The organism is Paraburkholderia megapolitana, from assembly GCF_007556815.1.
Lineage (GTDB): Bacteria > Pseudomonadota > Gammaproteobacteria > Burkholderiales > Burkholderiaceae > Paraburkholderia > Paraburkholderia megapolitana.
Map to the genome: position 1 here is coordinate 2511394 of NZ_CP041743.1, position 24869 is coordinate 2536262.

Annotated in this window: 24 protein-coding genes; 17 read left to right on the plus strand and 7 right to left on the minus strand. The window is 62.4% G+C overall.

Annotation, left to right across the window (positions count from 1 at the left end; translation table 11 throughout):
• Window positions 1-13: 13 nt before the first annotated feature.
• On the minus strand, window positions 14-406 hold the full coding sequence (locus FNZ07_RS10685; protein WP_091006027.1) for a hypothetical protein: 393 nt from the start codon (window positions 404-406) through the stop codon (window positions 14-16).
• Between the two features lie 345 nt (window positions 407-751).
• Here FNZ07_RS10685 and FNZ07_RS10690 point away from each other — a divergent pair, with 345 nt between their 5' ends.
• The 3 genes from FNZ07_RS10690 to FNZ07_RS10700 are packed head-to-tail and all read left to right on the plus strand — an operon-like array spanning window position 752 to window position 4769.
• Window positions 752-1207: a (2Fe-2S)-binding protein gene (locus FNZ07_RS10690; protein WP_091006030.1), complete on the plus strand. Its 456-nt coding sequence runs from the start codon at window positions 752-754 to the stop codon at window positions 1205-1207.
• A 1-nt stretch (window position 1208) separates the two neighbouring features.
• Window positions 1209-3458, plus strand: a complete 2250-nt coding sequence (locus FNZ07_RS10695) for a xanthine dehydrogenase family protein molybdopterin-binding subunit (RefSeq protein ID WP_091006033.1) — start codon at window positions 1209-1211, stop codon at window positions 3456-3458.
• A gap of 12 nt (window positions 3459-3470) precedes the next feature.
• A complete protein-coding gene (locus FNZ07_RS10700) occupies window positions 3471-4769 on the plus strand; it encodes a cytochrome c (RefSeq protein WP_091006037.1) in 1299 nt (432 codons plus the stop codon).
• Between the two features lie 85 nt (window positions 4770-4854).
• Here FNZ07_RS10700 and FNZ07_RS10705 read toward each other — a convergent pair whose 3' ends face one another.
• Together FNZ07_RS10705 and FNZ07_RS10710 are read right to left on the minus strand one after the other, a co-directional pair.
• The gene (locus tag FNZ07_RS10705) at window positions 4855-5511 is read right to left on the minus strand and encodes an amino acid ABC transporter permease (protein WP_091006041.1); all 657 of its coding nucleotides are present in this window, start codon (window positions 5509-5511) and stop codon (window positions 4855-4857) included.
• Window positions 5508-6275: an amino acid ABC transporter permease gene (locus tag FNZ07_RS10710; RefSeq protein ID WP_091008640.1), complete on the minus strand. Its 768-nt coding sequence runs from the start codon at window positions 6273-6275 to the stop codon at window positions 5508-5510. Before FNZ07_RS10710 ends, FNZ07_RS10705 begins: the two co-directional genes overlap by 4 nt.
• A 191-nt stretch (window positions 6276-6466) precedes the next feature.
• Here FNZ07_RS10710 and parS point away from each other — a divergent pair, with 191 nt between their 5' ends.
• From parS to FNZ07_RS10725, 3 genes are read left to right on the plus strand one after another with little or no spacing between them, the layout of a single operon-like run.
• The gene (parS, locus tag FNZ07_RS10715; RefSeq protein WP_245811265.1) at window positions 6467-6967 is read left to right on the plus strand and encodes a type II RES/Xre toxin-antitoxin system antitoxin; all 501 of its coding nucleotides are present in this window, start codon (window positions 6467-6469) and stop codon (window positions 6965-6967) included.
• The gene (locus FNZ07_RS10720) at window positions 6964-7434 is read left to right on the plus strand and encodes an RES family NAD+ phosphorylase (RefSeq protein WP_091006044.1); all 471 of its coding nucleotides are present in this window, start codon (window positions 6964-6966) and stop codon (window positions 7432-7434) included. Before parS ends, FNZ07_RS10720 begins: the two co-directional genes overlap by 4 nt.
• A gap of 56 nt (window positions 7435-7490) precedes the next feature.
• Window positions 7491-8366 carry a LysR substrate-binding domain-containing protein gene (locus FNZ07_RS10725; RefSeq protein ID WP_091006046.1) on the plus strand — a complete coding sequence of 292 codons (876 nt, stop codon included), beginning with the start codon at window positions 7491-7493 and terminating at the stop codon, window positions 8364-8366.
• A 24-nt stretch (window positions 8367-8390) separates the two neighbouring features.
• Here the strand turns inward: FNZ07_RS10725 and FNZ07_RS10730 are convergent, their stop codons facing one another.
• The gene (locus FNZ07_RS10730) at window positions 8391-9482 is read right to left on the minus strand and encodes a calcium:cation antiporter (protein ID WP_091006049.1); all 1092 of its coding nucleotides are present in this window, start codon (window positions 9480-9482) and stop codon (window positions 8391-8393) included.
• 186 nt (window positions 9483-9668) lie between these two features.
• On the opposite strand from FNZ07_RS10730, the gene FNZ07_RS10735 reads away from it, so the two are divergent.
• Window positions 9669-10823 (plus strand): acyl-CoA dehydrogenase family protein, encoded by a 1155-nt coding sequence (locus FNZ07_RS10735; RefSeq protein WP_091006051.1) that lies wholly within the window; start codon window positions 9669-9671, stop codon window positions 10821-10823.
• A 76-nt stretch (window positions 10824-10899) separates the two neighbouring features.
• Here the strand turns inward: FNZ07_RS10735 and FNZ07_RS10740 are convergent, their stop codons facing one another.
• Window positions 10900-11289, minus strand: a complete 390-nt coding sequence (locus FNZ07_RS10740) for a BON domain-containing protein (RefSeq protein WP_091006054.1) — start codon at window positions 11287-11289, stop codon at window positions 10900-10902.
• A gap of 322 nt (window positions 11290-11611) precedes the next feature.
• Here FNZ07_RS10740 and FNZ07_RS10745 point away from each other — a divergent pair, with 322 nt between their 5' ends.
• Window positions 11612-12262: a DNA-3-methyladenine glycosylase gene (locus FNZ07_RS10745; protein ID WP_091006057.1), complete on the plus strand. Its 651-nt coding sequence runs from the start codon at window positions 11612-11614 to the stop codon at window positions 12260-12262.
• A 250-nt stretch (window positions 12263-12512) separates the two neighbouring features.
• Window positions 12513-12851 (plus strand): DUF4148 domain-containing protein, encoded by a 339-nt coding sequence (locus tag FNZ07_RS10750; protein ID WP_091006060.1) that lies wholly within the window; start codon window positions 12513-12515, stop codon window positions 12849-12851.
• Window positions 12852-13159: 308 nt separating this feature from the next.
• Here the strand turns inward: FNZ07_RS10750 and FNZ07_RS10755 are convergent, their stop codons facing one another.
• A complete protein-coding gene (locus tag FNZ07_RS10755; protein WP_091006063.1) occupies window positions 13160-13600 on the minus strand; it encodes a CBS domain-containing protein in 441 nt (146 codons plus the stop codon).
• Window positions 13601-13794: 194 nt separating this feature from the next.
• Here FNZ07_RS10755 and ribA point away from each other — a divergent pair, with 194 nt between their 5' ends.
• From ribA to FNZ07_RS10770, 3 genes are all read left to right on the plus strand, one after another.
• Complete coding sequence (gene ribA, locus FNZ07_RS10760) at window positions 13795-14439, plus strand: GTP cyclohydrolase II (protein ID WP_091006066.1); 645 nt, start codon at window positions 13795-13797, stop codon at window positions 14437-14439.
• 403 nt (window positions 14440-14842) lie between these two features.
• Window positions 14843-17185 carry a TonB-dependent receptor gene (locus FNZ07_RS10765; protein ID WP_091006069.1) on the plus strand — a complete coding sequence of 781 codons (2343 nt, stop codon included), beginning with the start codon at window positions 14843-14845 and terminating at the stop codon, window positions 17183-17185.
• Between the two features lie 111 nt (window positions 17186-17296).
• Window positions 17297-17983 carry a Fe2+-dependent dioxygenase gene (locus tag FNZ07_RS10770; RefSeq protein WP_091006072.1) on the plus strand — a complete coding sequence of 229 codons (687 nt, stop codon included), beginning with the start codon at window positions 17297-17299 and terminating at the stop codon, window positions 17981-17983.
• 39 nt (window positions 17984-18022) lie between these two features.
• Here FNZ07_RS10770 and FNZ07_RS10775 read toward each other — a convergent pair whose 3' ends face one another.
• The gene (locus tag FNZ07_RS10775) at window positions 18023-18916 is read right to left on the minus strand and encodes an NmrA family NAD(P)-binding protein (protein ID WP_091006075.1); all 894 of its coding nucleotides are present in this window, start codon (window positions 18914-18916) and stop codon (window positions 18023-18025) included.
• A gap of 196 nt (window positions 18917-19112) precedes the next feature.
• On the opposite strand from FNZ07_RS10775, the gene FNZ07_RS10780 reads away from it, so the two are divergent.
• The 5 genes from FNZ07_RS10780 to FNZ07_RS10800 all read left to right on the plus strand — a co-directional run bounded on the left by FNZ07_RS10780 (window position 19113) and on the right by FNZ07_RS10800 (window position 24863).
• Window positions 19113-20051: an AraC family transcriptional regulator gene (locus FNZ07_RS10780; RefSeq protein WP_091008646.1), complete on the plus strand. Its 939-nt coding sequence runs from the start codon at window positions 19113-19115 to the stop codon at window positions 20049-20051.
• A gap of 106 nt (window positions 20052-20157) precedes the next feature.
• Window positions 20158-21249, plus strand: a complete 1092-nt coding sequence (locus FNZ07_RS10785) for an esterase/lipase family protein (protein WP_091006078.1) — start codon at window positions 20158-20160, stop codon at window positions 21247-21249.
• Between the two features lie 3 nt (window positions 21250-21252).
• Window positions 21253-22305 (plus strand): lipase secretion chaperone, encoded by a 1053-nt coding sequence (locus FNZ07_RS10790; RefSeq protein ID WP_091006081.1) that lies wholly within the window; start codon window positions 21253-21255, stop codon window positions 22303-22305.
• A gap of 1106 nt (window positions 22306-23411) precedes the next feature.
• The gene (locus FNZ07_RS10795; RefSeq protein WP_245811267.1) at window positions 23412-23873 is read left to right on the plus strand and encodes a hypothetical protein; all 462 of its coding nucleotides are present in this window, start codon (window positions 23412-23414) and stop codon (window positions 23871-23873) included.
• A gap of 291 nt (window positions 23874-24164) precedes the next feature.
• Window positions 24165-24863 (plus strand): response regulator transcription factor, encoded by a 699-nt coding sequence (locus FNZ07_RS10800; RefSeq protein WP_091006084.1) that lies wholly within the window; start codon window positions 24165-24167, stop codon window positions 24861-24863.
• Window positions 24864-24869 lie beyond the last annotated feature (6 nt).

Below are 24869 nucleotides of genomic sequence, written 5' to 3' on the forward strand. Positions count from 1 at the left end.
CAATGCATCATCGTCATTCAAGCCCACGCAGCACCTGCGCAACCCGACCATGCTCATGCAGCACCGCCGGGCTCGCCTGCAGCAACGGCAGATAGCGCTCAAGAAACGCGTTATTCGGCGTATCCGCCGAAAAGAGCGCACCCACCGACTGCGCGGCAGCAATACGATCCGCCGCAGTCGCCTTGTCGTCGTCGAGCACTTCATCGACGTTCGCAATCGTCGTCGACAGCGCCGACAACCAGCGAAACCCCGACCCATTGATCAGCACCTGCAGGAACGCAGCCGGCGTAGCGGGACCGAACTCCTGCTCATACGCTGCGCGCTCGTGATCGAGAATCGACTTGTGCAGCGCGAGCAGCGGCTTGCGCACGTCCGACAGAAACTGGATGGCTTGTGCTTCGTTCATGGTTCGGCTCCGTGCGGATAGATCGAAATGGTTTAGCGGCGAATCGTGGGCTCGCTCTATATATGGTTCCAGTCGCCGCCACTACAACTGCAATATCCATCGACGCCGCTTTTCCCGCAGCGCTACAATCATCGCACCTCTTCTGCACGGGCAGTCTACCGGGCAGTGCGCTCTTCAACGGCTGGATCGCTTCACTGTATCAGGGTCTATTGGCGTCTCTTGCAGAATAGATTGAGCGAGTCGCCGCATTTTAGTGTCGTGCCGGCGTACAAACCGGCCAGCAAGACAGTCGACCCACCCTCGACTCACGATCAATAAACAACAACCCCACAACCGGAGCAGCCCATGACAACGCTCACCATCAACGGTCAGACCCACACCGTCGACGCGCCTCCCGACATGCCTCTGCTATGGGTGCTGCGCGATCTGATCGGTCTGACCGGCACCAAGTTCGGCTGCGGTATTGCGCAGTGCGGCGCCTGTACGGTCCATCTCGACGGCGTGGCGGTCCGGTCATGCGTGCTGCCCGCGGCAGCCGTCGGCGACCGCAAGATCACGACGATCGAAGCGGTTGGCGACACGCCCGCTGGCAAGAAAGTCCAGCAGGCATGGCGGCAGCTCGACGTGGTGCAGTGCGGCTACTGTCAGTCCGGACAGGTCATGTCGGCGGCGTCGCTGCTTGCACAGAACGTCAGCCCTTCCGATGCGGACATCGATGCCGCAATGGCAGGCAACATCTGCCGCTGCGGCACCTACAACCGCATCCGCGCAGCGATCAAGCACGCTGCGAAGGAGGCGTGACATGTCCCAAGGACTGCTCGATGCGCAAAACGGCGCATCACGCGCGACCGACGGGTCGCGCATCACACGTCGCACGTTCCTCAAATTCGGTGTCACGGTTGGCGTAGCGACCGGCGGTGGCCTGTTGCTCGGTTTCAGCCTGCCGGCGGCTAGCCAGGGCGGTACCGCTGCACTTCGCAAAACGGTGATCGGTGGCGACGGGAATGAAACCGCGCAGAGCGGCGTGTTCGCGCCGAACGCGTTCATCCAGATCGATACCGCGGGCAAGGTCACGCTCGTGATCCCGAAGGTCGAGATGGGCCAGGGCGTGTACACGTCGATTCCGATGCTAATTGCGGAAGAACTCGAAGTGCCGCTCGACAGCGTCACGATCGATCACGCGCCGCCCGACGAAAAGCTCTTCATGGACCCGCTGCTAGGCGGCCAGCTGACCGGCGGTTCGACGTCGATCCGCTACGCATGGGAACCGATGCGCCGTGCCGGCGCGACCGCCCGTGTGCTGCTGATCGGCGCCGCGGCACAGCAATGGCAGGTCGATCCGGCGTCGTGTCACGCGGAGAACGGCCAGGTAATCCACGCGGCGAGCAACCGTAACGTGGCCTACGGCCAGCTCGTCGGTGCAGCTGCGAAGCTGCCGGTACCGAAGGACGTCCCGCTCAAGAAGCCCGCCGATTTCAAACTGATCGGCACGCCGGCCAAACGGCTCGATTCGCCGGAGAAGGTCGACGGTACCGCCGTTTTCGGGCTCGACGTACGGCTGCCTGGCATGGTCTACGCAGCGATCGCGAATTGCCCGGTGTTTGGCGGCACGCTTGCGAGCGTCGACGATACGAACGCGAAGAAGATCCCCGGTGTGCGTCAGGTGGTGAAGATCGACAATGCGGTGGCCGTGATCGGCGACCACACATGGGCCGCCAAACGCGGCGTGATGGCGCTCGACATCAAGTGGAATGAAGGCGAGGGCGCCAACCTGTCGATGAAGCAGATCGTCGCCGATCTCGCAGAGGCGTCGCAGCACAACGGTGCGGTCGCGCGCAAGGAAGGCGATGTCGCTAACGCGTTCTCGAATGCGAAGACGCGCATCGATGCGGTCTATCAGCAGCCGTTCCTTGCGCACGCAACGATGGAGCCGATCAACTGCACGGTGCACGTGCAACCGGGTAGCTGCGAGATCTGGGTTGGCACCCAGGTGCCGACGCGCGCAGTCGACGCCGGCGTGAAGGTGACGGGGCTGCCGGCGGAGAAGATCGTCGTGCACAACTATCTGCTCGGCGGCGGGTTCGGGCGGCGGCTCGAAACCGACGCGATCACGCAGGCACTGAAGGTCGGCAAGCAGCTCGGTGTGCCGGTCAAGGTGGTGTGGACGCGCGAGGAAGACATTCAGCACGACATGTATCGCCCGTATTACTACGACGCGATTTCGGCGGGGCTCGACGCGAACGGCAAGCCGGTCGCGTGGCAGCACCGGATCGTCGGCTCGTCGATCATGGCGCGCTTCGCGCCGCCCGCGTTCAAGAACGGTCTCGATCCAGACGCGGTCGAGGTAGCCGCCGATCTCCCATACGATCTGCCCAACCAGTTGGTCGACTACGTGCGCCAGGAGCCGCACGCGGTGCCGACTGCGTTCTGGCGCGGCGTGGGGCCGACGCGCGGCACGTTCGTCGTCGAGAGTTTCATCGACGAACTGGCGGCGCAGGCCAAGGTCGATCCCGTCAAGTACCGGCGCGATCTGCTCGGTAAATCGCCGCGTGCGCTCAACGTGCTCGATGTCGCCACCAACGCGGCCAACTGGGGCAAGACGACCGCGCCGAAGGGGCAGGGGCGCGGCGTCTCGGTGATGCATGCGTTCGGCAGCTTCTTCTCGATGGTTGCGGACGTGACCGTCGATCAGGGCGAGGTGACGGTGAACCGCATTGTGTGCGCGGTCGATTGCGGCATGGTCGTCAATCCGAACACGATCGAAGCGCAGGTGCAGGGCGGCATTATCTTCGGCATCACGGCGGCGCTGTATAGCGAGATCACGATCGAAGAGGGGCGCGTCCAGCAGAACAACTTCACCGACTACCGGATGTTGCGTATCGATCAGGCGCCGGAAATCGAGGTGCATATCGTGAAGAGCGCCGAAGCGCCTGGAGGTATCGGCGAGCCCGGTACCTCCGCGTTGGCGCCGGCGGTGGCGAATGCGATCTATGCGGCGACGGGCAAGCGGCTGCGGCACTTGCCGGTTGGCGCGCAGCTCAAGACCGCATAACGGGAGACAGACATGAATCGCACACTCAAGCTTGTGAGCGCGGCTGTCTTCGCTATGTATGCGGCGCTGGCCCACGCTCAGGCAGTCACGCAACCCGCCGCGGCCACCGCCGACGATGCGCTCGTGCAGCGCGGTGCCTATCTCGCGAAGGTCGGCGACTGCATCGCGTGCCATTCGGCGCCGCGCGGCAAGCCGTTCGCCGGCGGCCTGCCGATGACGACGCCGATGGGCGCGATCTACACGACCAACATCACGCCGGACCCGGAGACCGGTATCGGCAAGTACACGGAGGAAGATTTCTCGCGCTCGCTGCGTGAGGGCGTCGCGAAGGACGGCCACAACCTGTATCCGGCAATGCCTTATCCGTCGTACGCAAAGGTCAACGACGACGACACGCGCGCGCTCTATGCGTACTTCATGCACGGCGTCGCACCGGTGAAGCAGGCGAACCGCGAATCGGACATCAAGTGGCCGCTCAATATGCGCTGGCCGCTCATGTTCTGGAACATGGTGTTCCTCGACAAGGGCGTCTACCAGGACAAGACCGGCAAGGACGTCGCGTGGAATCGTGGGGCGTACCTGATCCAGGGGCTCGGCCATTGCGGTTCGTGTCATACGCCGCGCGGCGTCGCGTTCCAGGAGAAGGCGCTCGACGAAACCGGCAGCGTGTATCTGAGCGGCGGTGTACTCGACGGCTGGTTCGCGGCGAACCTGACCGGCGAGCATAACGTCGGGCTCGGCAGGTGGTCGGAACAGGACGTCGCGCAGTTCCTGAAGACGGGCGCGAACCAGCATGCGTCGGCGTTCGGTTCGATGACGAGTGTGATCAACAACAGCACGCAGGCGATGGCCGATCCCGATGTCACTGCGATGGCGCGTTACCTGAAGTCGCTGCCGCCGGCGGGCGGCAATGGCGCTGCGCCGTATACGTATGACGCACAGGCGACGAAGGTGGCGCTTGCGCGCCCTGCGAACGATGCGGGCGCACGCGTGTACACCGCGTACTGCATGCATTGTCATGGCGTGGACGGACGTGCGTTCGCACCGCTGCTAGCGCCGCTGGCGGGCAATCCGAACGTGCTGGAAGCGGATGCGTCGTCGCTCGTCAACGTCACGCTGAACGGCACGGGTGACCTGGTGATTCAAGGCATTCCGGCGGCGTATCCGATGCCGAAGTTTGCGCCGGTGCTCAACGATCAGCAGATCGCGGACGTGCTGACCTTCGTGCGCGCCGGGTGGAATAATCACGCGCCGGCTGTCACGGCTGCGGAGGTGGCGAAGTTGCGCAAGTCGACGCAGGCTGCGCGCTAACGGCACGTAGCAGTGAGCGGTACTGGCCGGCCGCCGCCGCGTTGTAGGGCGGCCGGTCGTCGCTGCATAACAGGCAACACCGATGTTACCGGTGCTGCCCGATCTTCTGACGCTTCTCGAGCACCCGGGCATACCAGGTCAACGGAAAACACATCGCGAAGTACAACACCGCGACCATGCCGTAAATCGGAAATGGACGGAACGCGGCGTTAGTAATCATCGTGCCGGTTTTCGTGAGCTCGGTGAAACCGATGATCGACGTGAGCGCCGTGCTTTTCACTACCTGCACGAGAAAACCCACGGTCGGCGCGACGGCGATTTTTCGCGCCTGCGGCCACACGATGTAACGCAACTGCTGGCCGAACGTCATGCCGAGACTCGCTCCCGCGGCCCACTGGCCGCGCGGTACCGCCTCGACGCAGCCGCGCCAGATATCGACGAGATACGCGCTCGTGTAGAGCGTGAGCGTGACGGTTGCGGCGACCCATGGCGACACCTCGATGCCGAGCAGCGGCAGACCGAAGAAGGCCAGGAACAACTGCATCAAGAGCGGTGTGCCCTGGAATAGCTCGACATACAGCACGACCGCGCGCCGCAGCCACGCGAACGGTGACACGCGCGCTGCGAGCAGTGCGAGACCAACCGCACCGCCGCCGACGAATGCGATCAGCGAAAGCAGGATGGTCCAGCGTGCGGCGAGCAACAGGTTGCGGGCGATGTCCCACAGCGTAAATTCGATCATCGGGCACGCTCCGTCGGCAGCGCGCGCGACGTATGCGCACGGCTGTTGCGCCACCTGAACCACGTATGCAGGCGAGCCGTTGTACCGGAGGCAGTGCGTGGCGCGCGCCCTGCAAAGAGCCCGCCACCAAGCCGGCTCAGCACCTGCCGCAACACGATCGACAGCGCCAGATAGACCACGGTGATGATCACGTAGCTCTCGAACGAACGGAAGTTGCGCGACTGGATGAAATTGGCCGCGTAGGTCAGATCGGGCACGGAGATCTGCGACACGACCGCCGAGCCGAGCATCACGATCAGCACCTGGCTCAGCAGCGCCGGGAACACATTGGCGAGCGCCTGCGGCAACACGACATGGCGAAACACCTGGCGACCATGCAGTCCGAGCGCGTGTGCGGCCTGCACCTGGCCGCGCGGAATCGACTCGATGCCGGCGCGGACAATTTCGATTGCGTAGGCGCCGAGGTTGACGGTCATCGCGAGGATGGCGGCCTGGATTTCGTCGATGTGAATGCCGAGGCTCGGCAGGCCGAAGAACACGAAGAACAGCTGCACGAGAAACGGCGTGTTGCGGATCGTCTCGACGTACGCAGCGATCAGTGTGCGGGCCCAGCGCGGCCCGGACACCGCGACGCTTGCGCCCGCCACGCCGACAAATCCGCCCAGCACCGTCGATACCGCGGTCAGGCCGAGCGTAACCCCCGCGCCGCGCACGAGCATGCCGGCATACAGGCCGAAGCCGCTGAAATCGAATGCATAGGTCATCGTGGAATAGTCGTCGTGAGGCGAGCCACTGTACTCGACCAGAAAGATTTGCAGAAATAGCGGTGCGCGGACGTCGCAGCACTTGATCGCGACATCCGACGGCAAGAAATTCTCATTTGGGAATTCGTTGACTTCCATTTGAGAAATTTCTAGAATGAGAATCACAAAACACCCAAATGAGAAAAACCTCCATGACTGCGCAACCACACTTGGCGCTTGCTTCGGCAAAGCATGCAGCGTCCCGTGCCCGCAAGGCATTGGTCGGCTCGGGTGCGCTCGGCTCGCAGCCGCACGACTTCGAAACGTTCAGGAAGATGGATCCGCTGGAGCAACGTCTTACGATCCGGGAGGGCATGGACGCCATCATCGTGGAGCGGATTGCAAAGGAACTGCTCCATATCCCGTTGCAGACGGTACTCGCTGGTCTCGGACTGCCGAGCTCGACGATCTTGCGGAAGATTTCGAAGGAAGAGCGGCTGTCAGGCGCCGAATCGGATCGGGTCGCGCGCGTGCTTTACGTGCTTGAGGAAGCGACGCAGGTGTTCGAGGACGATGCGCTGGCTGCCGAGTGGTTGCAACGGCCGCATGCCGAGCTGGGTGGGCTGAGGCCGCTCGAAGTGCTCGATTCGCAACCGGGCTACGACCGGGTGCGCGACCTGTTGATGCGCATCACCTTCGGTGTCTCTGCATGAGGGTGTACCGGCTCGCGAAGGAGCGTCCCGGGCGTTACCTCGCGGACGATATCAGCGGAAATGGCGCGGCAATTGCCGGTGGGCGCTGGAATCCGCGCGGCATGCGTGTGCTGTACACCTGCTGTCACGCTTCAACCTCGCTGCTCGAGGCACTCGTCCATCTGGCGGGTCTTCTGCCTGCCGGTGGCTATTTTCTGGTCACGCTCGAGGTTCCGGACGGCGCGTACGATAACGCGTACATTCCCGAATTGCCGGAGGGTTGGGCGGAACTCACGCGCGATCCGCTGTCGACGGTGGAGATCGGGCGGCGCTGGCTCGAGGGCGGACAACAGCTTGCGATGCGCGTGCCGTCGGTGGTGTGCCCGACCGATTTCAATCTCCTGCTGAACCCGATGCATGCCGATATGAAGGGTGTTAGCGTCGTCAGCAAAGAACTGTTTTCGCTGGACCCTCGTCTGTTCGGTTGAGATGACGAAGATCGTTGCTGCATGATTTTTCCTGACCCGTGATGCGTTCGCCACCCATGCGCCGACTTCCCCCACTCAACGCGCTGCAGATCTTCGAAACGGTCGCCCGCCACCGCAGCTTCACGCGCGCCGCGGAGCATCTGTGCCTGACGCAAGGGGCAGTCAGCCGGCAGATCCTCGCGCTCGAGGATTACTACGGCTTCCCGCTCTTCAAACGCCACGCGAAGGGACTCACGCTGACCGCCGAAGGCGAACTGCTGCTGCCCGCGGTCAAGGAGAGCTTTGCGCGCATCGAGGAAATCTCGTTGCGCCTCACGCGCCAGCGCACCGATCTCGCGCTGAAGATGCCGACCTGTGTGATGCGCTGGATGCTGCCGAAGATCACGCAGTTCCAGGCCGAGTATCCCGACCTGCATGTGCAGATCACGACGACATGGCAGCACGACATCGACTTTCAGGCGGAGCCGTTCGATGCGGCGATCATCTACGGTACGTCGCCGGGTGTCGACGTTCAGGCCGTGCCGCTATTCGAGGAGCGCCTGACGCCGGTGTGCGCGCCCGAGCTGCTGCGCGACCGGCCGCTCGCCGTGCTTGCCGACCTCGCGAGCCACACGCTGCTGCATCCGACGCGCGATCATCGCGACTGGAAAATGTGGCTCGATTATGTGGATGCCCGCGATATCGACGCGGCGCTCGGTCCAAGTTTCGACACGCTCGATCTCGCGACTAACGCCGCCTTGCAGGGCTTCGGCGTGGCGATCAGCGATCTCGCGCTGATCGAAGAAGACGTCACGGCGAAGCGTCTGCTGCGACCATTCGATGCGGTGCTGACAACCGGCGCCCGCTATTACTTTGTCTATCCGGACGCCGTCGCGCATCAGCAGAAACTGAAGCTCTTTCACGACTGGATCGCGGCGCACTGGGCGACGTAGCCGCACGACACGTAACACGCAGCGCTAAGGCGCAACCGACAGAAACAGATAAGCCGCGAACAGCGACAAATGCACCGCGCCCTGGAGGATATTGGTGCGTCCGGTGCTAAGCGTGAACGTACTGATCAGCAGCGTGAGAAACAGCAGCACCGTTTCCTTGCCACCGAGGCCAAGCGCGAGCGGCTGGCCGGTCCACAGGAACACAACGGCGACGGTCGGAATGGTGAGCCCGATACTGGCGAGCGCAGAGCCAAGCGCGAGGTTGAGACTGGTCTGCAGCCGGTCGGCGCGCGCCGCGCGTACGGCGGCGAGCCCCTCGGGCAGCAGAACCAGCGCAGCGATCACGATACCGACCACGGCCTCCGGCGCGCCCGCCCCGAGCACCGCGCGCTCGACCACCGGCGACAGCAGCTTGGCGAGCAACACCACGGCAACGAGACAGACCAGCAGCAGCGCACCGCTCAACGCGGCGACGCCGACAGTGGGCGGCGCGGCGTGCACGTTTTCATCGGCGACGTTGGTGCTGTCCGCGAGGAAGTAGTCGCGATGGCGCACGGTCTGCACGAACACGAAAACCCCATACAGCACCAGCGACGAGATACCCGCGAAGGCCAGCCCCGAGGGGCTCAGTACCGGGCCGAGTTCGGTGCTCGTATAGTTGGGCATGACGAGCGTCAGCACCGACAGCGATGCCAGCACGGCGAGCGCCGCATTCGCGCCACGAATCTGAAAGTCCTGCTCGCGATGCCGCAAGCCACCCACCAGCAGACAGATCCCTACAATGCCGTTGCAGACGATCATCACCGCAGCGAACACAGTGTCGCGCGCGAGACCCGCTTTTTCGGGGCCCGCGCTCAGCATCACCGATACGATCAGCGCGACTTCGATCACGGTGACGGCGATCGCGAGGACGAGCGTGCCGAACGGCTCGCCGACCCGATGGGCGACGACTTCGGCGTGATGGACGGCCGCGAACACCGACCCCGCGAGCGCGACGCCGATGAGCACAAGCAGCCAGCCGTTGCCGGGCGCGGCAAGCGACGCCGCAAGGACGATCCATGCGGCGATCGGCACGCCGATCGTCCAGCGGGGCAGCATGGTGGAGGTCGTTGTCATGCGAAGTGTCCTGGTCGGTAAGCGAGAATGCGGGGAAAGCTTGCCATACGCGGTGTACGGGAACGCGGCGGCCAATGCTCAACCATTATGTCAAGAAAGTTGCGTATCGTATTAAAATAAAACAGATATTTCGTTTTTCATCCTTGTATTTGCATACCCCTTAAAGCAGGTCCTGAAGGAGCCATTGTGATTCGTAGCCAGGAAACATTGAACCTGCTGCTCGACAGCATCGCGCGTTTCGTCCGGGAGCGGTTGGTGCCGAACGAGGAACTGGTCGCCGAAACCGACCAGATACCCGCCGCGCTGCTCGATGAAATGCGTGAACTCGGCCTGTTTGGTTTGTGCCTTCCCGAAGAGTACGGCGGCCTCGGCCTGACGATGGAAGAAGAAGTGCTCGCCGCAGTCGAACTGGGCCGGACGTCGCCGGCGTTTCGTTCGGCGATCGGCAGCAACAACGGGATCGGCTCGACGGGTATCGTGCTCGACGGTACGCCCGAGCAGAAGGAGCGGTATCTGCCGCGGCTCGCGTCCGGCGAACTGATCGGCTCGTTCTGCCTGACGGAGCCCGAGGCCGGCTCGGACGCGGCCTCGCTGCGCACCACGGCCGTGCGCGACGGCGACCACTACGTGCTGAACGGCACGAAACGCTTCATCACGAATGCGCCGGAGGCCGGCATCTTCACCGTGATGGCGCGCACCGATCCCGCGGGCAAGGGCGCGGACGCGATCTCGGCGTTCGTCGTCGAGGCGGGCACACCCGGCCTGACGCTCGGCAAGATCGATCGCAAGATGGGTCAGAAGGGCGCGCATACCTGCGACGTGATCTTCGATAACTGCCGGGTGCCGGCCGCGAACCTGATCGGCGAAAAGGAAGGTGTCGGTTTCAAGACGGCAATGAAGACGCTCGATAAAGGGCGCCTGCATATTGCCGCGGTCGCCACGGGCGCTGCCGAACGCATGCTGGCCGACGCCGTACGTTATGCGATGGAGCGCAAGCAGTTCGGCAAGCCGATCGCCGAATTCCAGCTCATCCAGGCGATGCTCGCGGACAGCCAGGCGGAAATCTACGCGTCGCGCTGCATGATCGTCGATGCGGCAAGACGTCGCGATGCGGGCGAGCGGGTCACGAGCGAAGCCTCGTGCGCAAAGATGTTTGCCACCGAGATGTGCGGCCGGGTCGCCGATCGCGCGGTGCAGATTTTCGGCGGTGCGGGGTATATGAGCGAGTACGGAATCGAGCGCTTCTATCGCGACGTACGGCTTTTCCGTATCTATGAAGGCACGACGCAGATCCAGCAGATCGTGATCGCACGTGAGGTGTTGCGCACGTTCGGCGGATAACTGCCGCCGACCGTTGTGAAATGCCGCCCTTCATGACGAAGGGCGGCTGCCGCCATCGTACGGCGGGGCTTGCTGCTTACTGACCTTCCGGACGGATCGACAGCGCGTTCTTCACCGACGTTACGCCAGCTACGCCCTGGGCAGTCTGCGTGGCCGTGTCGCTCTGCGCCTGCTCGGGCACCGAGCCTTGCAGGACGACGTCGCCGCCGCGTGCGCGCACCGTGATGTTCGCCATCGAGATGCCGCCTGCCTTGGTCAGTGCATTACGTACCTTGCGTTGCAGTGCGCGGTTGGCGGTTCTGACTGCTTTCTTCTCGGCCTTCGTTGCGCCGGGTGCGGCCGTCGTAGCCGGTGCGGCCATCGTGCCCGCCGGGGCGGTCGCGTCGCTCGATTGCGCATACGCATTCAGCGAAGCCAGTACGACGAGTGCGCTGCCGACGATCTTGATTGCCTGAGTTGCCTTCATTTGCTCTCTCCTGTTGTCATGCATGGCGATGGCCCCCGTTCGGGCCGGTGCACTACACTGCTGGAAAACCGCGGATCAAACCGTTGACGGGACTCTACTGCGGGTCCTGCGATGATGCGCTGCGGATACTCACGCGGCGCGGTGCGCCTGCGTGCCGGTCGGGCTGTATTGTTTGCCGACGACGGCTGGAAGTAAAGATACTCCAATTGATGCGACGATGAGTTGAAGTTGCGCTGCACTACGTGTTTTCGCAAAACCGACGGTGCGCGCCGTGCCGCGTTGCCTTCACCGGTTCATTCATCCCGTTCCTCTCACGCTCCGTATGACTGTTGCCTCGCTTCCTCTGGTCGCACTGACCCGCGACGACCTGCCCATCGATACCGTCGAACTCGCTCGCTTCATGGTGGGCAAGTACCTCGTGCACGATCTGCCCGAGGGTCGGCTGAGCGGACGGATTGTCGAGACCGAGGCATACCCGCTTGGCGACTCGACCAGTCACGCGTTTGCCGGTCGTCGCCCGCACAACGGCTCGATGTTTCTCGCGCGCGGCCATGCGTACGTGCGGCTGACCTACGGGCTTTCATACATGCTCAATATGTCGAGCGAGCTGGAGGACATCGGGGCCGGCATTCTGATCCGCGCGGTCGAACCGCTCGAAGGGGTCTCCGCGATGCAGGCACGCCGACCCGGCATCAAACTGCTCGATCTCGCACGTGGTCCAGGCCGTTTGACGATGGCGTTTGCGATCGGTCCGTCGTTCGACGGTGTCGATCTCTGCACGGGGCGCGGACTCTGGATCGGCACGACGCGGACGGACAAGGCGCAGCAACGCGAGGTCGCGGCGACGAAGCGGATCGGTTTGTCGCGGGAAATGCACCGGCTGCTGCGTTTTTACGAAGCGGGTAGCCCGTTTGTCAGCGGACCGCGCAAGCTGTTGACGGGGTTCGTTGCTGGCGACGATGCGGGTAAGTGAAGGACTGATGCATTCGATGCGGCGAGGCATGAGCACTGCCGCGAGCGCTTTTCGATCTCCCTGCAATTATTACGGAACCCAGTCTTTCGATCGGACTGGATTACTCATGCGTCGAGCATTCTTCCAGATTCTGCAACTATGTTTCTTCCATTTAAGGGTTTTCCCTTGATGATGAGCCTCCTACACTGAACTCACTGGCTTCACACATGGTGTGGGGAGCACAGCAAAAAAACATCTGGAGGTAATCATCATGAAGACGTTCATCAAGGCAGCATTGATCGCCAGCGTTCTCGCCGTACCGGTCGCTTCGTTCGCCCAGGAAGTCGATCAACCGGTGTCGCGCTCCCAGGTCCGCGCGGAACTGCTGCAACTGGAACAGGCCGGCTATAACCCGGCGCAATCGAGCGACGCCCAGTACCCCGCCAATATTCAGGCTGCCGAACATCGCATCGCTGAATCAAACGGCACGGCACAGGCAGGCGCGAGCGTGGCCGATACAAGCGGTTACGGTGCATCGACCAACGGTTCGTCGCAGTCCGGCGCTGTAGCACCGACGACGCCGCAACGCTCGATCTACTTCGGTAACTGATCGGGGTAGTCGCGGCTAGCGTGCATTACATGCGGGCCGCGGCCTGGCGGATAAAGGCAGCACCCGCCGACAGACGAGGCACCGGTTGACCGGTGTCTCGAGCGGCGGGGCGATGCGCGAAGCATGCGCGCCAACCCAACATGCACGGCAGCGGATTCGTTCGCCATAACGAACGAGTCCGCTGCGGATACAAGCTCAAGAACCTCCGCTGCCGCAAGGTAGCTTCGCCCAACCTCACGGCTTGGGCTTTTTTTGCGGCGTGTCGCGCAGACAGGCGATGGCGATATCGACGGTGCGCTCAGGTATGTTCAGGTGTGTTCGCCCGAAATGTACTGCTCGAGCTGCTGGATCGTGAAGCGCTGGTCAGCGATGATGTTTTTCACCAGATCGCCGATCGACACCATACCCACCAGTTTGTCCTGATCGATGACCGGCAGATGGCGCATGCGGTGATCGGTCATCAGCGCCATGCATTCGTCGGTGGACTGGTCGAGACGCACGAAGCGTACCGCTTTGCTCATGATCTCGCGCACCAGCGTTTCCTTCGACGAGCGCTCCATCAGCACGACCTTGCGGGCGTAATCGCGCTCAGTGACGATGCCGGCGATCGCGTCGCCGTCGGTGACGACCAGCGCGCCGATCTGCTTGTCCGCCATCAGTTTGATGGCGTTGTAGACGGAATCCGACGCGGAGATCGTGAAGACGCTATTGTCCTGCTTCGACTTGAGTACCTGGGCAACGCTAGACATGGGGCGGCTCCGTTTCGCAGTGCAGCACGCCAGCGTGTGACGCGCCGTTGTGAGGGACAGACAGATCCAGTATAAGCGGGAGCGGCGCGCGCGTCGCGCGCCATCCGATGCGTGATGCCGATTAGCGGTAAACTCCACTTCCCAACTTTACCCCGGTGGTTCACGGGCTTATGTCAGTACCACAGCACAACGCCATGCCCACGCCTCACACACCGCCGCCCGTCGACTGCCCAGACGGAGAATGCGTCGTTCTCGACGCTACCGCCACGCTTCCCACGCGCTACGGCACGTTCAGGTCGTATGTGTTTCGCGTCAAGGATAGCGGCGAGGAACATCTCGCGCTCGTCATGGGCGACGTCGAGAGCGAGCAGCCGGTGCTGACACGGCTGCATTCGGAATGTCTGACTGGCGACGTGCTCGGCTCGTACCGCTGCGACTGCGGTGAACAACTCGATCTCGCGTTGCGCTATATCGCCGCCGAGGGTCGCGGCGTGTTGCTCTATCTGCGTGGTCACGAAGGGCGCGGCATTGGTCTGAGCAACAAGATCCGTGCTTATGCGCTGCAGGAGCAAGGGCGCGATACGGTCGAGGCGAACCTCGATCTCGGTTTGCCCGACGATTCCCGCGAATACGATTCGGCGGCTGGCATCCTGCGCCTGCTGAAAGTGACGTCCGTGCGCTTGATGAGCAACAACCCGAAGAAATTCGATTCGCTGTCGGCGCATGGCATTCCGGTTTGCGAACGGGTCGCGCTCGCGATCCCGATGCGCGAGGAAAACGAGCGGTATATCCGCACGAAGCAAGCCAAGTTTGGGCATTACTTCGACGAGAACGAGTGATCCAGAACTGCTGAAGAGTAGGCTGGGCCTGAACTCAGCCGCGTACGGAACCTGCGGGACCAGCGGGACCACACGCGCGGAGTTCAAGCTCGCGCGTCGCTCGCGTGCGCAACTTTGCCTGTGCCACAGCCGCACACGGCCTTTCTCTCACGATCGTCCCTGCGCGATTGACGATCGATTCCCCCCGACGACCTTCCTGTAACTAGGCGAACTCCGTCTGTGTAGCTTCCTATAAGCGTATCCGCCACTGGATTGCAAATAAGAATCGTTTACAAATCGGCAACAAAACCCTACATTATTCCTTTCATTTTGATTGCGAGTGATCGGCCGGGACGATCGTTTGTCTCAAAAAATACGGATTCCTACAGATTGTCACGTGAGTCAGAAGAACTGGAGTTGTTTGATGAAGCAGAAAGTCATTTCGTTCGCGATTCGCCGGATCGTTTCCGGAGCCGCCACTGCAGGGGTCGCACTGACGCTTGCGTCGACGCCCCAAACGGCGTTCGCACAGGAGCGGGTCTCCGATGATGAGGACTCCAGAAACGGGCGGGCAAAGACGCAGGGCAGCGGGCAGAAGGCGGCTCATTCCAACGTGGCTCCCGACGCGTCAGAACGCGGTGCGCTTCCCGCTATCTCGATTACGGCGAAGACGCCAGCTAATACAAACGAATTTTCTACCGGCATTGCACGTCTCGCGGATACGGTCAAGGAGATGCCACAGACCGTTAACGTCATCCCGCACGAACTGATCGAGCAGCAGAAAGCCACTTCGCTCGAGCAGATCCTTAAGAACGTGCCCGGGATCACGATCGCAACCGGGGAAGGCAACGGCGGCCAGAATGGCGACCAGTTCAAGATTCGTGGTCTGTCGGCCAAGGGCGATATCTATATCGACGGTCTGCGCGATTTCGGGGCGTACAGGCGCGACAGCTTCGACACCGAGAGCGTGCAGGTCATCAAGGGGCCGTCGGGGGACAGCTTCGGTGTGGGCAGCATCGGCGGCCTGATCAACCAGACCTCGAAGCAGGCCAGGCTCAAGAGTGCGACAAGCATCGAACAAAGCGGCGGCTCGGGCTCGACTTACCGTACGACCGTCGACAGCAACATCAAACTAGGCGACACGACCGCCGTGCGCGTGAACGGTATGTACCAGAACGGCAATACGCCCGATCGCGACAACGTGAAGGACAATCGCGCCGGCGTGGCAATCGATTTCGGCACGGGCATCGGCACTCATACCGAGTGGCATCTCGGCTATTCGTATCTGCGCCGCGACGGCGTGCCGGACTACGGAATGCCGACCGCCCAGGGCGCCGACGGCTTCTACCGGCCGATACTCGAATACAACGTTCCGGGGCTCGATTCCTCGACGTCGTATGTCCGCAATACCGATCGCGACAAGAGCGACACACATATCGTTTCCTCGTTGTTCACAAAGAAGCTCGATAACGGCATCCAGATCGACAACGACACGCGTTTCACATTCTACGAGCGCGACTTTTCGTCGACGCATCCGGCGGCGGTCAGTTCTTCCAACCTCAAGAAACTGCTGGCTGGCCAGAATCTCGCGCTTCCCTATGGTGCCGACGGCGGCGTGGTGTATCTTCAGCGCGGCCTCGGCGTGCAGAACGTGACCACCGCGAAAGGCGAATTCAATCTTGGAGCGTTGCGCAATCGCGCCGTTTTCGGGCTCGATATGAATTATCAACGTGACCATCGCGACCAGGGCACGTGGACGGGGCGCGTGAACAATCAGACGGTGGTCAATCCGCAATATCAGATGCCGCCCGGATGGTCGCTCAGTTATGGCAATACGACGCGCGACGCGCAATCTTCGGATATCGGCGTATTTGCCAACGATCGCATCTGGCTCACGCAGCAGTTCTCGCTGCTCGGCAATCTGCGCTGGGACTATTTTCGCAGCAAGTACTGGACGAGCGCTGCATCCTTGACGGGCGGTACAGCCAGCTCCAGCAAGGTCAGTCCGGGTATTTCGGCGATCTGGGAACCGACGAAAGACGCTATGTTCTATACGTCGTTCTCGCGTACTTATCGCCCGATCGGCACCGACATTGCGCTCGCTGTGGGCGGCAGGCAGTCGGAAGTGCCGACAAATGGTGTCGACAGCGTGCCGGAGCGTTCGGACACCGTCGAAGTAGGCACGAAGCTCGACTTCCTCAACAAGCGTCTTGGCGTGACGGCAGCCTTGTTCCAGACGCGCAAGTCGCGCTCGTACGCGATCGAGCCGGACACGGGCGAGCTCAGTCCAGGCTTTTCGGACAATGGCGAAGGCTATCGGATTCGCGGTGTCGAGCTGGGGCTGTCGGGCCGGATCACGGAAAACTGGTCGGCAAACATCGCTTATGCGTACCTCAACGGTATCGTCAACGAAGCGAGCGCCGCGACGTCGATCGGCAAGACGGCGCCGGGCGTATCGAACAACAACATGACGGTGTGGACGAGCTACCTCGTGCCGCATTTGCTGGTGCCGCTGCCGGGCAAACTCACGGTAGGCGGTGGCCTGCAGTATGCATCGGGATATTGGGTGAATTCTGCGAATACGGCGCGTGTGCCCGAGAATTTCTCGCTCGACGGCATGGTCGGCTATGAGCAGGGACCGTATCGCATCTCGCTCAACCTGTACAACCTGACTGATCACCTGAACTATCAGTCGGCGTTCAGTACGTCGCGCGCTGTGCCGGCTTCGCGACGCACATTCCTGCTAAGCGCAGGCGCAAAGTTCTGATCGTTGGGCAAGCGCGACGCGGCAGCATTTTTGCTTGAGCAACAACGCGGGGAACGGCGCACACGGTCTGCGCATGGTGTACGCATGCGCGTCTTTACAAGGGCTCCATTCATGTTCATCCAGATCCCCGATGTGCTCACGTCTGCCCAGGTCAGGCATTGCCGCCAGGTGCTCGAAGCGTCGCAGTGGGTCGATGGCCGTCTGACTGCCGGCGACCTCGCGGCGAAATTCAAGAACAATCTGCAGATTCCGTCCGAAAGTATGGAGGCGCGCGAGCTGGGCGAGCTGATTCTGAACGCGTTGGGCGGCAATGCGACTTATCACTCGGCGGCGCTTCCGTTGCGCGTACTGCCGCCACGCTTTAACCGCTACGACGTGGGCATGACGTTCGGAATGCACGTCGACAATGCCATTCAGTCGGTACCTGGCACGGGTGGCGCGCGCATGCGCGCGGACGTATCGAGCACGATCTTTCTCTCAGAACCAGACGAATACGAGGGCGGTGAACTCGTGGTCGACGATGCGCACGGCGAGCGCTCGATCAAGCTGCCGGCCGGCCACATGATCGTCTATCCGGCTTCGACACTGCATCGTGTGACGCCAGTGACGCGCGGCAGCCGGTGGGCCTCGTTCTTCTGGGCGCAATCGCTGGTGAAGGACGAGACGAGCCGCACGATGCTGTATGAGCTCGACTGCGCGATCATGGCGATCCGCAGCGAGATGGGCGATGAGCACCCCGCGGTGCATCGGCTCGTGAATCACTATCACAACCTGTTGCGCCGCTGGTCGGAACTGTGAGCCGCGTCATGCACATTCTCCCGGTCCATTGGTCCCCGGCTAAGCCTTGTCCTGCTGGCTAGCGGCGAAAACCTGCGCGAGTTCCGTTGCACCGAAGCGCTGTTCGCCCACCCCGGCTTCGATATCGATGTGCCCCGCGTTGTGCGCGTCGTACAGATCGACGATCAGTTGCGCGTGCCCGTCGCTGAGTCCCCCACGCAACAGGGTGGCGGTCCATGCGTCGCGTGGTAGTTCACGTGCTGCAACCGGACGGCCGCTGACATCGCTCAATACGCTCGCAACGCCATATGCATTGACGCGTCGCGGACCTTCTACACTGACGATACGCAACGGCGCTGCTGCTGCGTTTTCCTCAAGCAGAAGTTCCGCCGCGAGCTCGCCAACGTCCTGGGCCGCGACAGTCGGAAAGCGCTTGTCGAGCGGATGATGCAGACTCGGCAACTGACCGGTTGCCAGCGCCACAGGCATCACGCGATTCCAGTTGTGCATATGCTCGGCCGCCCGCAGCAGGATGAGCCGTGTCCTCGATCCAGCGAGCGGTTTCAGTTGCGTTTCGAGGTAGTGAAACAGCGTCGTGATGCCGGTGCCTTGTTCGATCTGCGCGCCGTAGTCGGATAGCGCGAGCAGAACCGCTGGCGGGTGCGCACGCAGTGCAATCGCAGCAGCGTCGATCATGCCGCGCATCGTGCGTTCGGGATGAGGGTCGCCCTGCGGCACCGGGCACAGCATCTGTACCGCTGTCGCTCCTTCCAGTGCCTGCGCGATCGAAGCGCTGTCGCCAAGGTCCGCGAACGCGACACTGCAGCCGAGCTGCGCGAACGGTTCGCCTTGCTGCGCGTGACGCACAACAGCCCGAACCGGTTTGCCTGCACGTCGCAGCGCGGCAATGCTGGCGCGTCCCACGTTACCTGAAGCTCCAAAGATCACATACACGGTCTGCTCCTTGTCTGTCTGACGATGAAGCGATCGTAGACACGGTAGCCGCACACCGCGCGCAGACGTGGATCGCAATGCGCAGATCCGGATGACGATTTTCGCGGGCGTGGATCGCGCAAAACGGCGGCGTCATGCAAAACGACTCGAAACGCAGCACGATGGCCGCAGACCTGCTCCTGCGCAAGGACCTGCGATGACCTCCGCTACGCCACACCCGTTACCCCATTCGAACCCGCAAGCGAGCCTGCGCTCCAGTTCCGGCCGTGGCTGGAAGGGCTTCGGCGCGGAACTGGTCGCCGTTCCAGCCGGCCTGCACCGGGTCCCGCCGAGCTTGCATCATCGTGTGGGTGTGCACGTCGGTGCGCCGGTCAAGGCTCGTTGTAGGTGCGACGGTCGACGCTCGTCGCGCATCCAGGCGCACGGCGACGCCGACGTGATTCCGGCCGGACTCGACGGCGAGTGGACCGATGAAGCCGATTGCACGATTCTGCGGATATGGATCGGCAGCGAGTTTGCGCGCACGACGTTCGAACAACTCGGTGTGCCCGCGTCGAGCGCACAGATCGAGCCGCGTTTCCAGATGCGCGATCCGCGCTTCCAGCATCTCGCGTGGGCGCTGCGCGCGGAGCTCGAAGCCGACGACAGATCCGACCCGCTGTACGCGGAAAGCCTTTGCACTGCGATGCTCGTGCGTTTGACGCACGGGGCACCGGCACTCGTCGAACGGCGTCGCACGCTGGCACCGCGCACGGCGGCACGGCTGATCGACTACATCGAAAGCCACCTCGATCAGCGCCTTACGTTGACCGAACTGGCTGCGCTCGCCGAACTCAGCGTGCCGCATTTCAAGGTGCTATTTCGCGAGACGCTCGGTATGCCGGTGCATCGCTATGTCGTGCAACGGCGTGTCGAACGGGCCCGCATGCTGTTGTTGCAAGGCAAGCTGTCTGCAAGCCAGGTCGCGCTCGACACCGGCTTCGCGCATCAGAGCCACATGGCGCACTGGATGATGCGCCTGCTCAACGTGACACCGCGTGAGCTCGTCAAATCGACGAAACATGCGATGCGCATTGCAGAACGTTCGAACGACGGTGAGCGCGTCGCAACGACGTCTTTGCTGCAGTCGCGTTAAGCAGTTTGCGTGCGGGGCAGCGCGAACTGGCGTGGAGTTCGCACACTATTGCTCATGTGATCGCTTCGAGTGCTAAATACGCCGACTTCGCACCGGAGACCGTCATATGCCGAAATCAAAAGGTTCTCGTGTTGCCGCCTGGGCGCTTGCTACTGCGCTGGGCAATGCGTCGCTCGCTGCGTTACTCACGCTCGGTGTCCCTGCGAGCATCGCTCCGGCCGTTGCCGCAACCTCGGCCGCAACCGACAGCTACGCCGCCACCCGCTATCCGATCGTGCTCGTGCATGGTCTTGCCGGTACCGACAAATTCGCCGATGTGGTCGACTACTGGTACGGCATGCAGGCCGATCTCGAACAGCACGGCGCGACCGTGTATGTCGCGAATCTGTCGGGCTTTCAAAGCGACGTCGGACCCAATGGCCGTGGCGAGCAGTTGCTGGCGTACGTGAAGCAGGTGCTGGCGGCTACCGGAGCAACCAAGGTCAATCTGATCGGCCATAGCCAGGGCGGTCTCACCTCGCGTTATGTCGCAGCCGTCGCGCCCGAACTCGTTGCGTCGGTCACGACGATCGGCACGCCGCATCGCGGCTCCGAGTTCGCGGACTTCGTACAGCAAGCATTGCAGAGCGATCCAACCGGACTATCTACGCCGATCATCGCAACCTTTGCGAATATTTTCGGCGCGCTCACGAGTAGCACGCACAACACGAACCAGGACGCGATCGCTGCGCTGAATGCGCTGACGACGGCAAGCACCGCGAACTACAACACGCTTTATCCGAGCGCGGGACTTGGTGCACCGGGCTCGTGCCAGACGGGTGCTCCCAGCGAAACCGTGAACGGCAACACACACCTGTTGTACTCGTGGGCGGGCAGCGCGATCCAGCCCGTGACGGTGCTCGGTGTGACTGGTGCGCTCGACACGAGCGTCGGGGTTGCCGACAGCGCCGAGGTGCTCGATATCTCGACGCCCGCGCTGTATGCGACCGGTACCGTGATGATCGGTCGTCAGTCCGGTCCGAACGACGGGGTCGTGTCCGTATGCAGCGCGCTCTACGGCCAGGTGATCAGCACGACCTACAAGTGGAACCATCTCGACGAGATCAATCAGTTGCTCGGGGTGCTGGGTGCCAACGCCGCCGATCCGGTCGCTGTGCTGCGCACTCATGCCAACCGGCTGATGCAGCAAGGTGTCTGATCGATGGCGCTCGCGCATGAGCGACGCGTCCGCACGCGCAGGACATGGTTCGTTGTCGCCGCGCTCGCGGCGTCAGCGGCTGCGGCGTTCTGGCTCGATTCGACAACACATCGCGGGCATCGCGCGCGTGACGCGACGCTTGCGGACCAGTCTCGTGCGACGCAATTCGCCGCTGTCGATCCGGCTGCTGCGGCGGCGCAGTCGACGCTGAATGCGTTGCCGGATTCACTGCAAGGATCGTCGCCGCCGCGTTTGCCGCTCGAAGCCGGTGGCCATCTGGCGCATAGCCGTGCGGTCCGCGACTTCTTCGATTACTTTCTGAGCGCGACCAGCGAGCGTTCCGCCCAGGCGCTCGATGCACTCGTACGCCGCTACATCAAGATTCAGCTGGAAGGCACACCCGCCGCCGACGAAGCCGTGGACGCGTGGCAGCGCTACACCGCATACCGCATCGCACTCGATCAACTGCCGCAACCGGCCGCAACGCCGGGCGGCAAGCTGGATCTCGACGCGATGCAGCTCGTACTCGACGAACGTTCGTTGCTTGCCTCACGTGTATTGGGCGAATGGAGTGCGCCGTTCTTCGGTACCGAGTTACAGCGGCAGCGCAACGATCTTGCGCGTCTGCGGATCGCATCGGACCCGTCGCTGAGCGCTGCCGATAAAGCCGCTCGACTTGCCGCGCTCGACGCCGCGCTTAATGCCGCGTTACCGCCGGCCGAACGCGCGATGCGCGAGCGCGTGCAGCAACAACAGTCATCGATCGATGCGATCGCGCAGATGCAGAAGCAGGGCACCTCACTCGATGCGATGCGCGCACAGGTCACGCAGACGCTCGGCCCGCAGGCGGCCGCACGCGTGGTGCAGATGGAGCAGGACGAGCAGGCATGGCAGACGCGCTACGCCGACTATGCGGTGCAGCGGGCGCAGATCGATCAGCGGGGGCTTGCGCCGCAGGATCGCGATGCGCAGATCGCTCAACTACGGCAGCGGTTTTTCACGCGGCCTGGCGATGCATTGCGCGCGGCATCGCTGGATCGGGGCGCAGGCGGCTGAGCGCTAGCGGCTCGACTCTTCACTCAATTTCCCGCATTGACCATCGATTTTCGAGCCGTGCACTAGCCCGCTCGAGAGCCACCCATGGCTTAACACCTCAATCCATGCCCCACAACGGGCCATTCCCGGCGTTTTAACTTTGCTTAACATTTAAAAAGCCGAAATTTAACAATCCATGACAGTAGTTTTTCCGAGATATCTCGAAAATACATTCACACGCTGCGGTACTGAATGACGTGTGTGGTAATCGATCGATTTAGCACACGGGCCAGAGTCGGAACAGCGGTACCAGCAACGGACAATCGCTACGGGGCGAAAGCTGACGCTCGCAAGAGAAGTCGGCGCTCAGGGAGAACAAGAGCGGAGAGGAAGTTCGCCAGGCTTTTGGGGAGGCGGGACGGCTGTGCAAAAGATCCCGATTGCGGCGACGGCGACAACGGCAGGTGCGTAGTCGGCGGGCATGAGCAACGTCCGGGCGGACGTCATAGTCGATGGGGTGCGCGTGATCTACGAGGGGAGATCATGCAGCGTCACCGTCCAGCTCAGCCACGATGGCAGCGCGCAGGCACGCGTTGGGTGCGACACCGGAAATCCGGGCGCGACGCCCGATGCAGCGAAAGTGCCTGACAGGTTGTCGCCGTCGCATTTTTGCGAGGTTGCAGGAAGACGTCGGCAGGACACAAGAACATAGCAGTTGCGAGCAGCACCAGAATACTCGGACGAGGCGGCGGGGCCATCCGGCGAACAGACCGGCATGAAGCAAGGGAAGGGGCGCCCGCGCAAAAGCGGGCGCACGATCAAAGCGGCGCGCTCCATCGCGCGCCCCGCGGCGGGACCGCGCGAAGAGACCAACCAGACAGTACCGGCACGACAGGAATCCGCCGTAGCGACATCGAACGCGATGCCGCTACGGCGATACCTGTGCGCAGGTTTAATCCGTCATCTGACAATCCTTAAACGATTTAATCCAGGGCCCTTCTTATACTCGTCGATTGTTAAAAGTTTTCACGATTGCGCGCATATCGCTGTGACGACGGCACGTGAAACCTACAAGCGAAGCAGGCAACGACAGGAAGAAGGGATGTTGTCCTTACGCAGGGAAAGGGATGCTTTTTAGACCTGGCACGACCCGTCTTCCGCTCAGGGCAAGCGAGCGGTCGCGCAAGACCGAACGCCGCCTGCAGCGCGTCGAACTGGATCCATCGACCGATGCTCACGCGCGTGCCGCAATCGAGGCATACGCGGATTCGTGCGCGAACGACATGCCGTGGCTTGCGGAGCTGCTGCGTGCATCGGCGGTGCCTGAAGCGGACGCGCTGACACACTGCGCCGCGACCACGCAGCGCGTTTTCGCGCTTGCGCAGCAATGGGCCGCGCAGCAACCCGACTACGCGCACGCCGCCTGGGAGCACGTACGCATCCACCTGGACGCGGCACTGCAGGTCAGGACGCCCGCCAGCGATGTACCGAATTCGACGGCCGCGTCGGGTGTCTCCGACCCGGACCAGCGTCTGCAGCTTGAAAGAGAGAGCCCGGCTACGCCCGGGCCGGAACCTGAGAGAGAGTAGGCGGCTCGCCCGCGAGCCGGAAAGCCACAAAGCCGGATGCGAATACAGCGCATCCGTAAGGGGATGGCTGTTTTTCGATTATGATGAAAGCCCCGATCGCAAACGCAGGGCGACATGGCTGACATGTCGCCCTGCGTGCACGATGGACTGGATACCTCGCTGTACGGAATCATCTTGAGGTGTCCGGCGCTTTGTCGATGATCGATCAATAGCGTTGCTTCTGGTGCATATCGCATCGGCCGGCAACGAAGCTATCCAGATCCGACGAACATTGTTGCGCTGCGGGGTTTTATGAGAATTGCAGTTCTGGATGATGATCCGGCCCAGGCCGATTTTGTGTGCGCGACGTTGTCGGCGGCGGGGCACATTTGCCATGCGTTTGCCGAAGGGCGAGCGCTCGTGAAGCAGTTGCGCCGCCAGACCTTCGACTTGCTGGTGCTCGACTGGAACGTGCCCGACATGTCCGGCGACGAAGTCCTGCGCTGGGTCCGGCAAAGTCTGTCGGAGCGTTTGCCGGTGCTGTTCATGACGAGTCGCAGCCGCGAAACCGACATTACGTCGATGCTCAACACGGGTGCCGACGACTACGTCGTGAAGCCGGTGCCGGCAGGTGTGCTGCTAGCGCGTGTCGGCTCGCTGCTGCGGCGCGCGTATCACCTGAACTCGGTGGCGGCCAAAGAGGTATTCGGCGAGTACGAATTCGATGCGAGCGCGAAACAGGTGCAGGTGAAAGGCACATCGGTCGCGCTGACGGCGAAGGAGTTCGATCTGGCGCTGCTGTTGTTCCAGCATCTGAGCCGGCCGCTGTCGCGTGCACATATTCTCGACGTGATCTGGAAGCAGGCTACCGAGATTCCGTCGCGCACGATGGACACGCACGTGTCGATGCTGCGCGCGAAGCTCGGGTTGCGTCCGGAGAATGGCTATCGGCTCACACCGATTTACGGTTATGGTTACCGCCTGGAGCGGATAGAGAAGGGGGATGCGTGACTAGTG

Coding starts and splice junctions, on each gene's coding strand:
- FNZ07_RS10685 (WP_091006027.1), bottom strand. CDS start 406: ATGAACGAAGCACAAGCCATCCAGTTTCTGTCGGACGTGCGCAAGCCG.
- FNZ07_RS10690 (WP_091006030.1), top strand. CDS start 752: ATGACAACGCTCACCATCAACGGTCAGACCCACACCGTCGACGCGCCT.
- FNZ07_RS10695 (WP_091006033.1), top strand. CDS start 1,209: ATGTCCCAAGGACTGCTCGATGCGCAAAACGGCGCATCACGCGCGACC.
- FNZ07_RS10700 (WP_091006037.1), top strand. CDS start 3,471: ATGAATCGCACACTCAAGCTTGTGAGCGCGGCTGTCTTCGCTATGTAT.
- FNZ07_RS10705 (WP_091006041.1), bottom strand. CDS start 5,511: ATGATCGAATTTACGCTGTGGGACATCGCCCGCAACCTGTTGCTCGCC.
- FNZ07_RS10710 (WP_091008640.1), bottom strand. CDS start 6,275: ATGACCTATGCATTCGATTTCAGCGGCTTCGGCCTGTATGCCGGCATG.
- parS (WP_245811265.1), top strand. CDS start 6,467: ATGACTGCGCAACCACACTTGGCGCTTGCTTCGGCAAAGCATGCAGCG.
- FNZ07_RS10720 (WP_091006044.1), top strand. CDS start 6,964: ATGAGGGTGTACCGGCTCGCGAAGGAGCGTCCCGGGCGTTACCTCGCG.
- FNZ07_RS10725 (WP_091006046.1), top strand. CDS start 7,491: ATGCGCCGACTTCCCCCACTCAACGCGCTGCAGATCTTCGAAACGGTC.
- FNZ07_RS10730 (WP_091006049.1), bottom strand. CDS start 9,482: ATGACAACGACCTCCACCATGCTGCCCCGCTGGACGATCGGCGTGCCG.
- FNZ07_RS10740 (WP_091006054.1), bottom strand. CDS start 11,289: ATGAAGGCAACTCAGGCAATCAAGATCGTCGGCAGCGCACTCGTCGTA.
- FNZ07_RS10745 (WP_091006057.1), top strand. CDS start 11,612: ATGACTGTTGCCTCGCTTCCTCTGGTCGCACTGACCCGCGACGACCTG.
- FNZ07_RS10750 (WP_091006060.1), top strand. CDS start 12,513: ATGAAGACGTTCATCAAGGCAGCATTGATCGCCAGCGTTCTCGCCGTA.
- FNZ07_RS10755 (WP_091006063.1), bottom strand. CDS start 13,600: ATGTCTAGCGTTGCCCAGGTACTCAAGTCGAAGCAGGACAATAGCGTC.
- ribA (WP_091006066.1), top strand. CDS start 13,795: ATGCCCACGCCTCACACACCGCCGCCCGTCGACTGCCCAGACGGAGAA.
- FNZ07_RS10765 (WP_091006069.1), top strand. CDS start 14,843: ATGAAGCAGAAAGTCATTTCGTTCGCGATTCGCCGGATCGTTTCCGGA.
- FNZ07_RS10770 (WP_091006072.1), top strand. CDS start 17,297: ATGTTCATCCAGATCCCCGATGTGCTCACGTCTGCCCAGGTCAGGCAT.
- FNZ07_RS10780 (WP_091008646.1), top strand. CDS start 19,113: ATGACCTCCGCTACGCCACACCCGTTACCCCATTCGAACCCGCAAGCG.
- FNZ07_RS10785 (WP_091006078.1), top strand. CDS start 20,158: ATGCCGAAATCAAAAGGTTCTCGTGTTGCCGCCTGGGCGCTTGCTACT.
- FNZ07_RS10790 (WP_091006081.1), top strand. CDS start 21,253: ATGGCGCTCGCGCATGAGCGACGCGTCCGCACGCGCAGGACATGGTTC.
- FNZ07_RS10795 (WP_245811267.1), top strand. CDS start 23,412: ATGCTTTTTAGACCTGGCACGACCCGTCTTCCGCTCAGGGCAAGCGAG.
- FNZ07_RS10800 (WP_091006084.1), top strand. CDS start 24,165: ATGAGAATTGCAGTTCTGGATGATGATCCGGCCCAGGCCGATTTTGTG.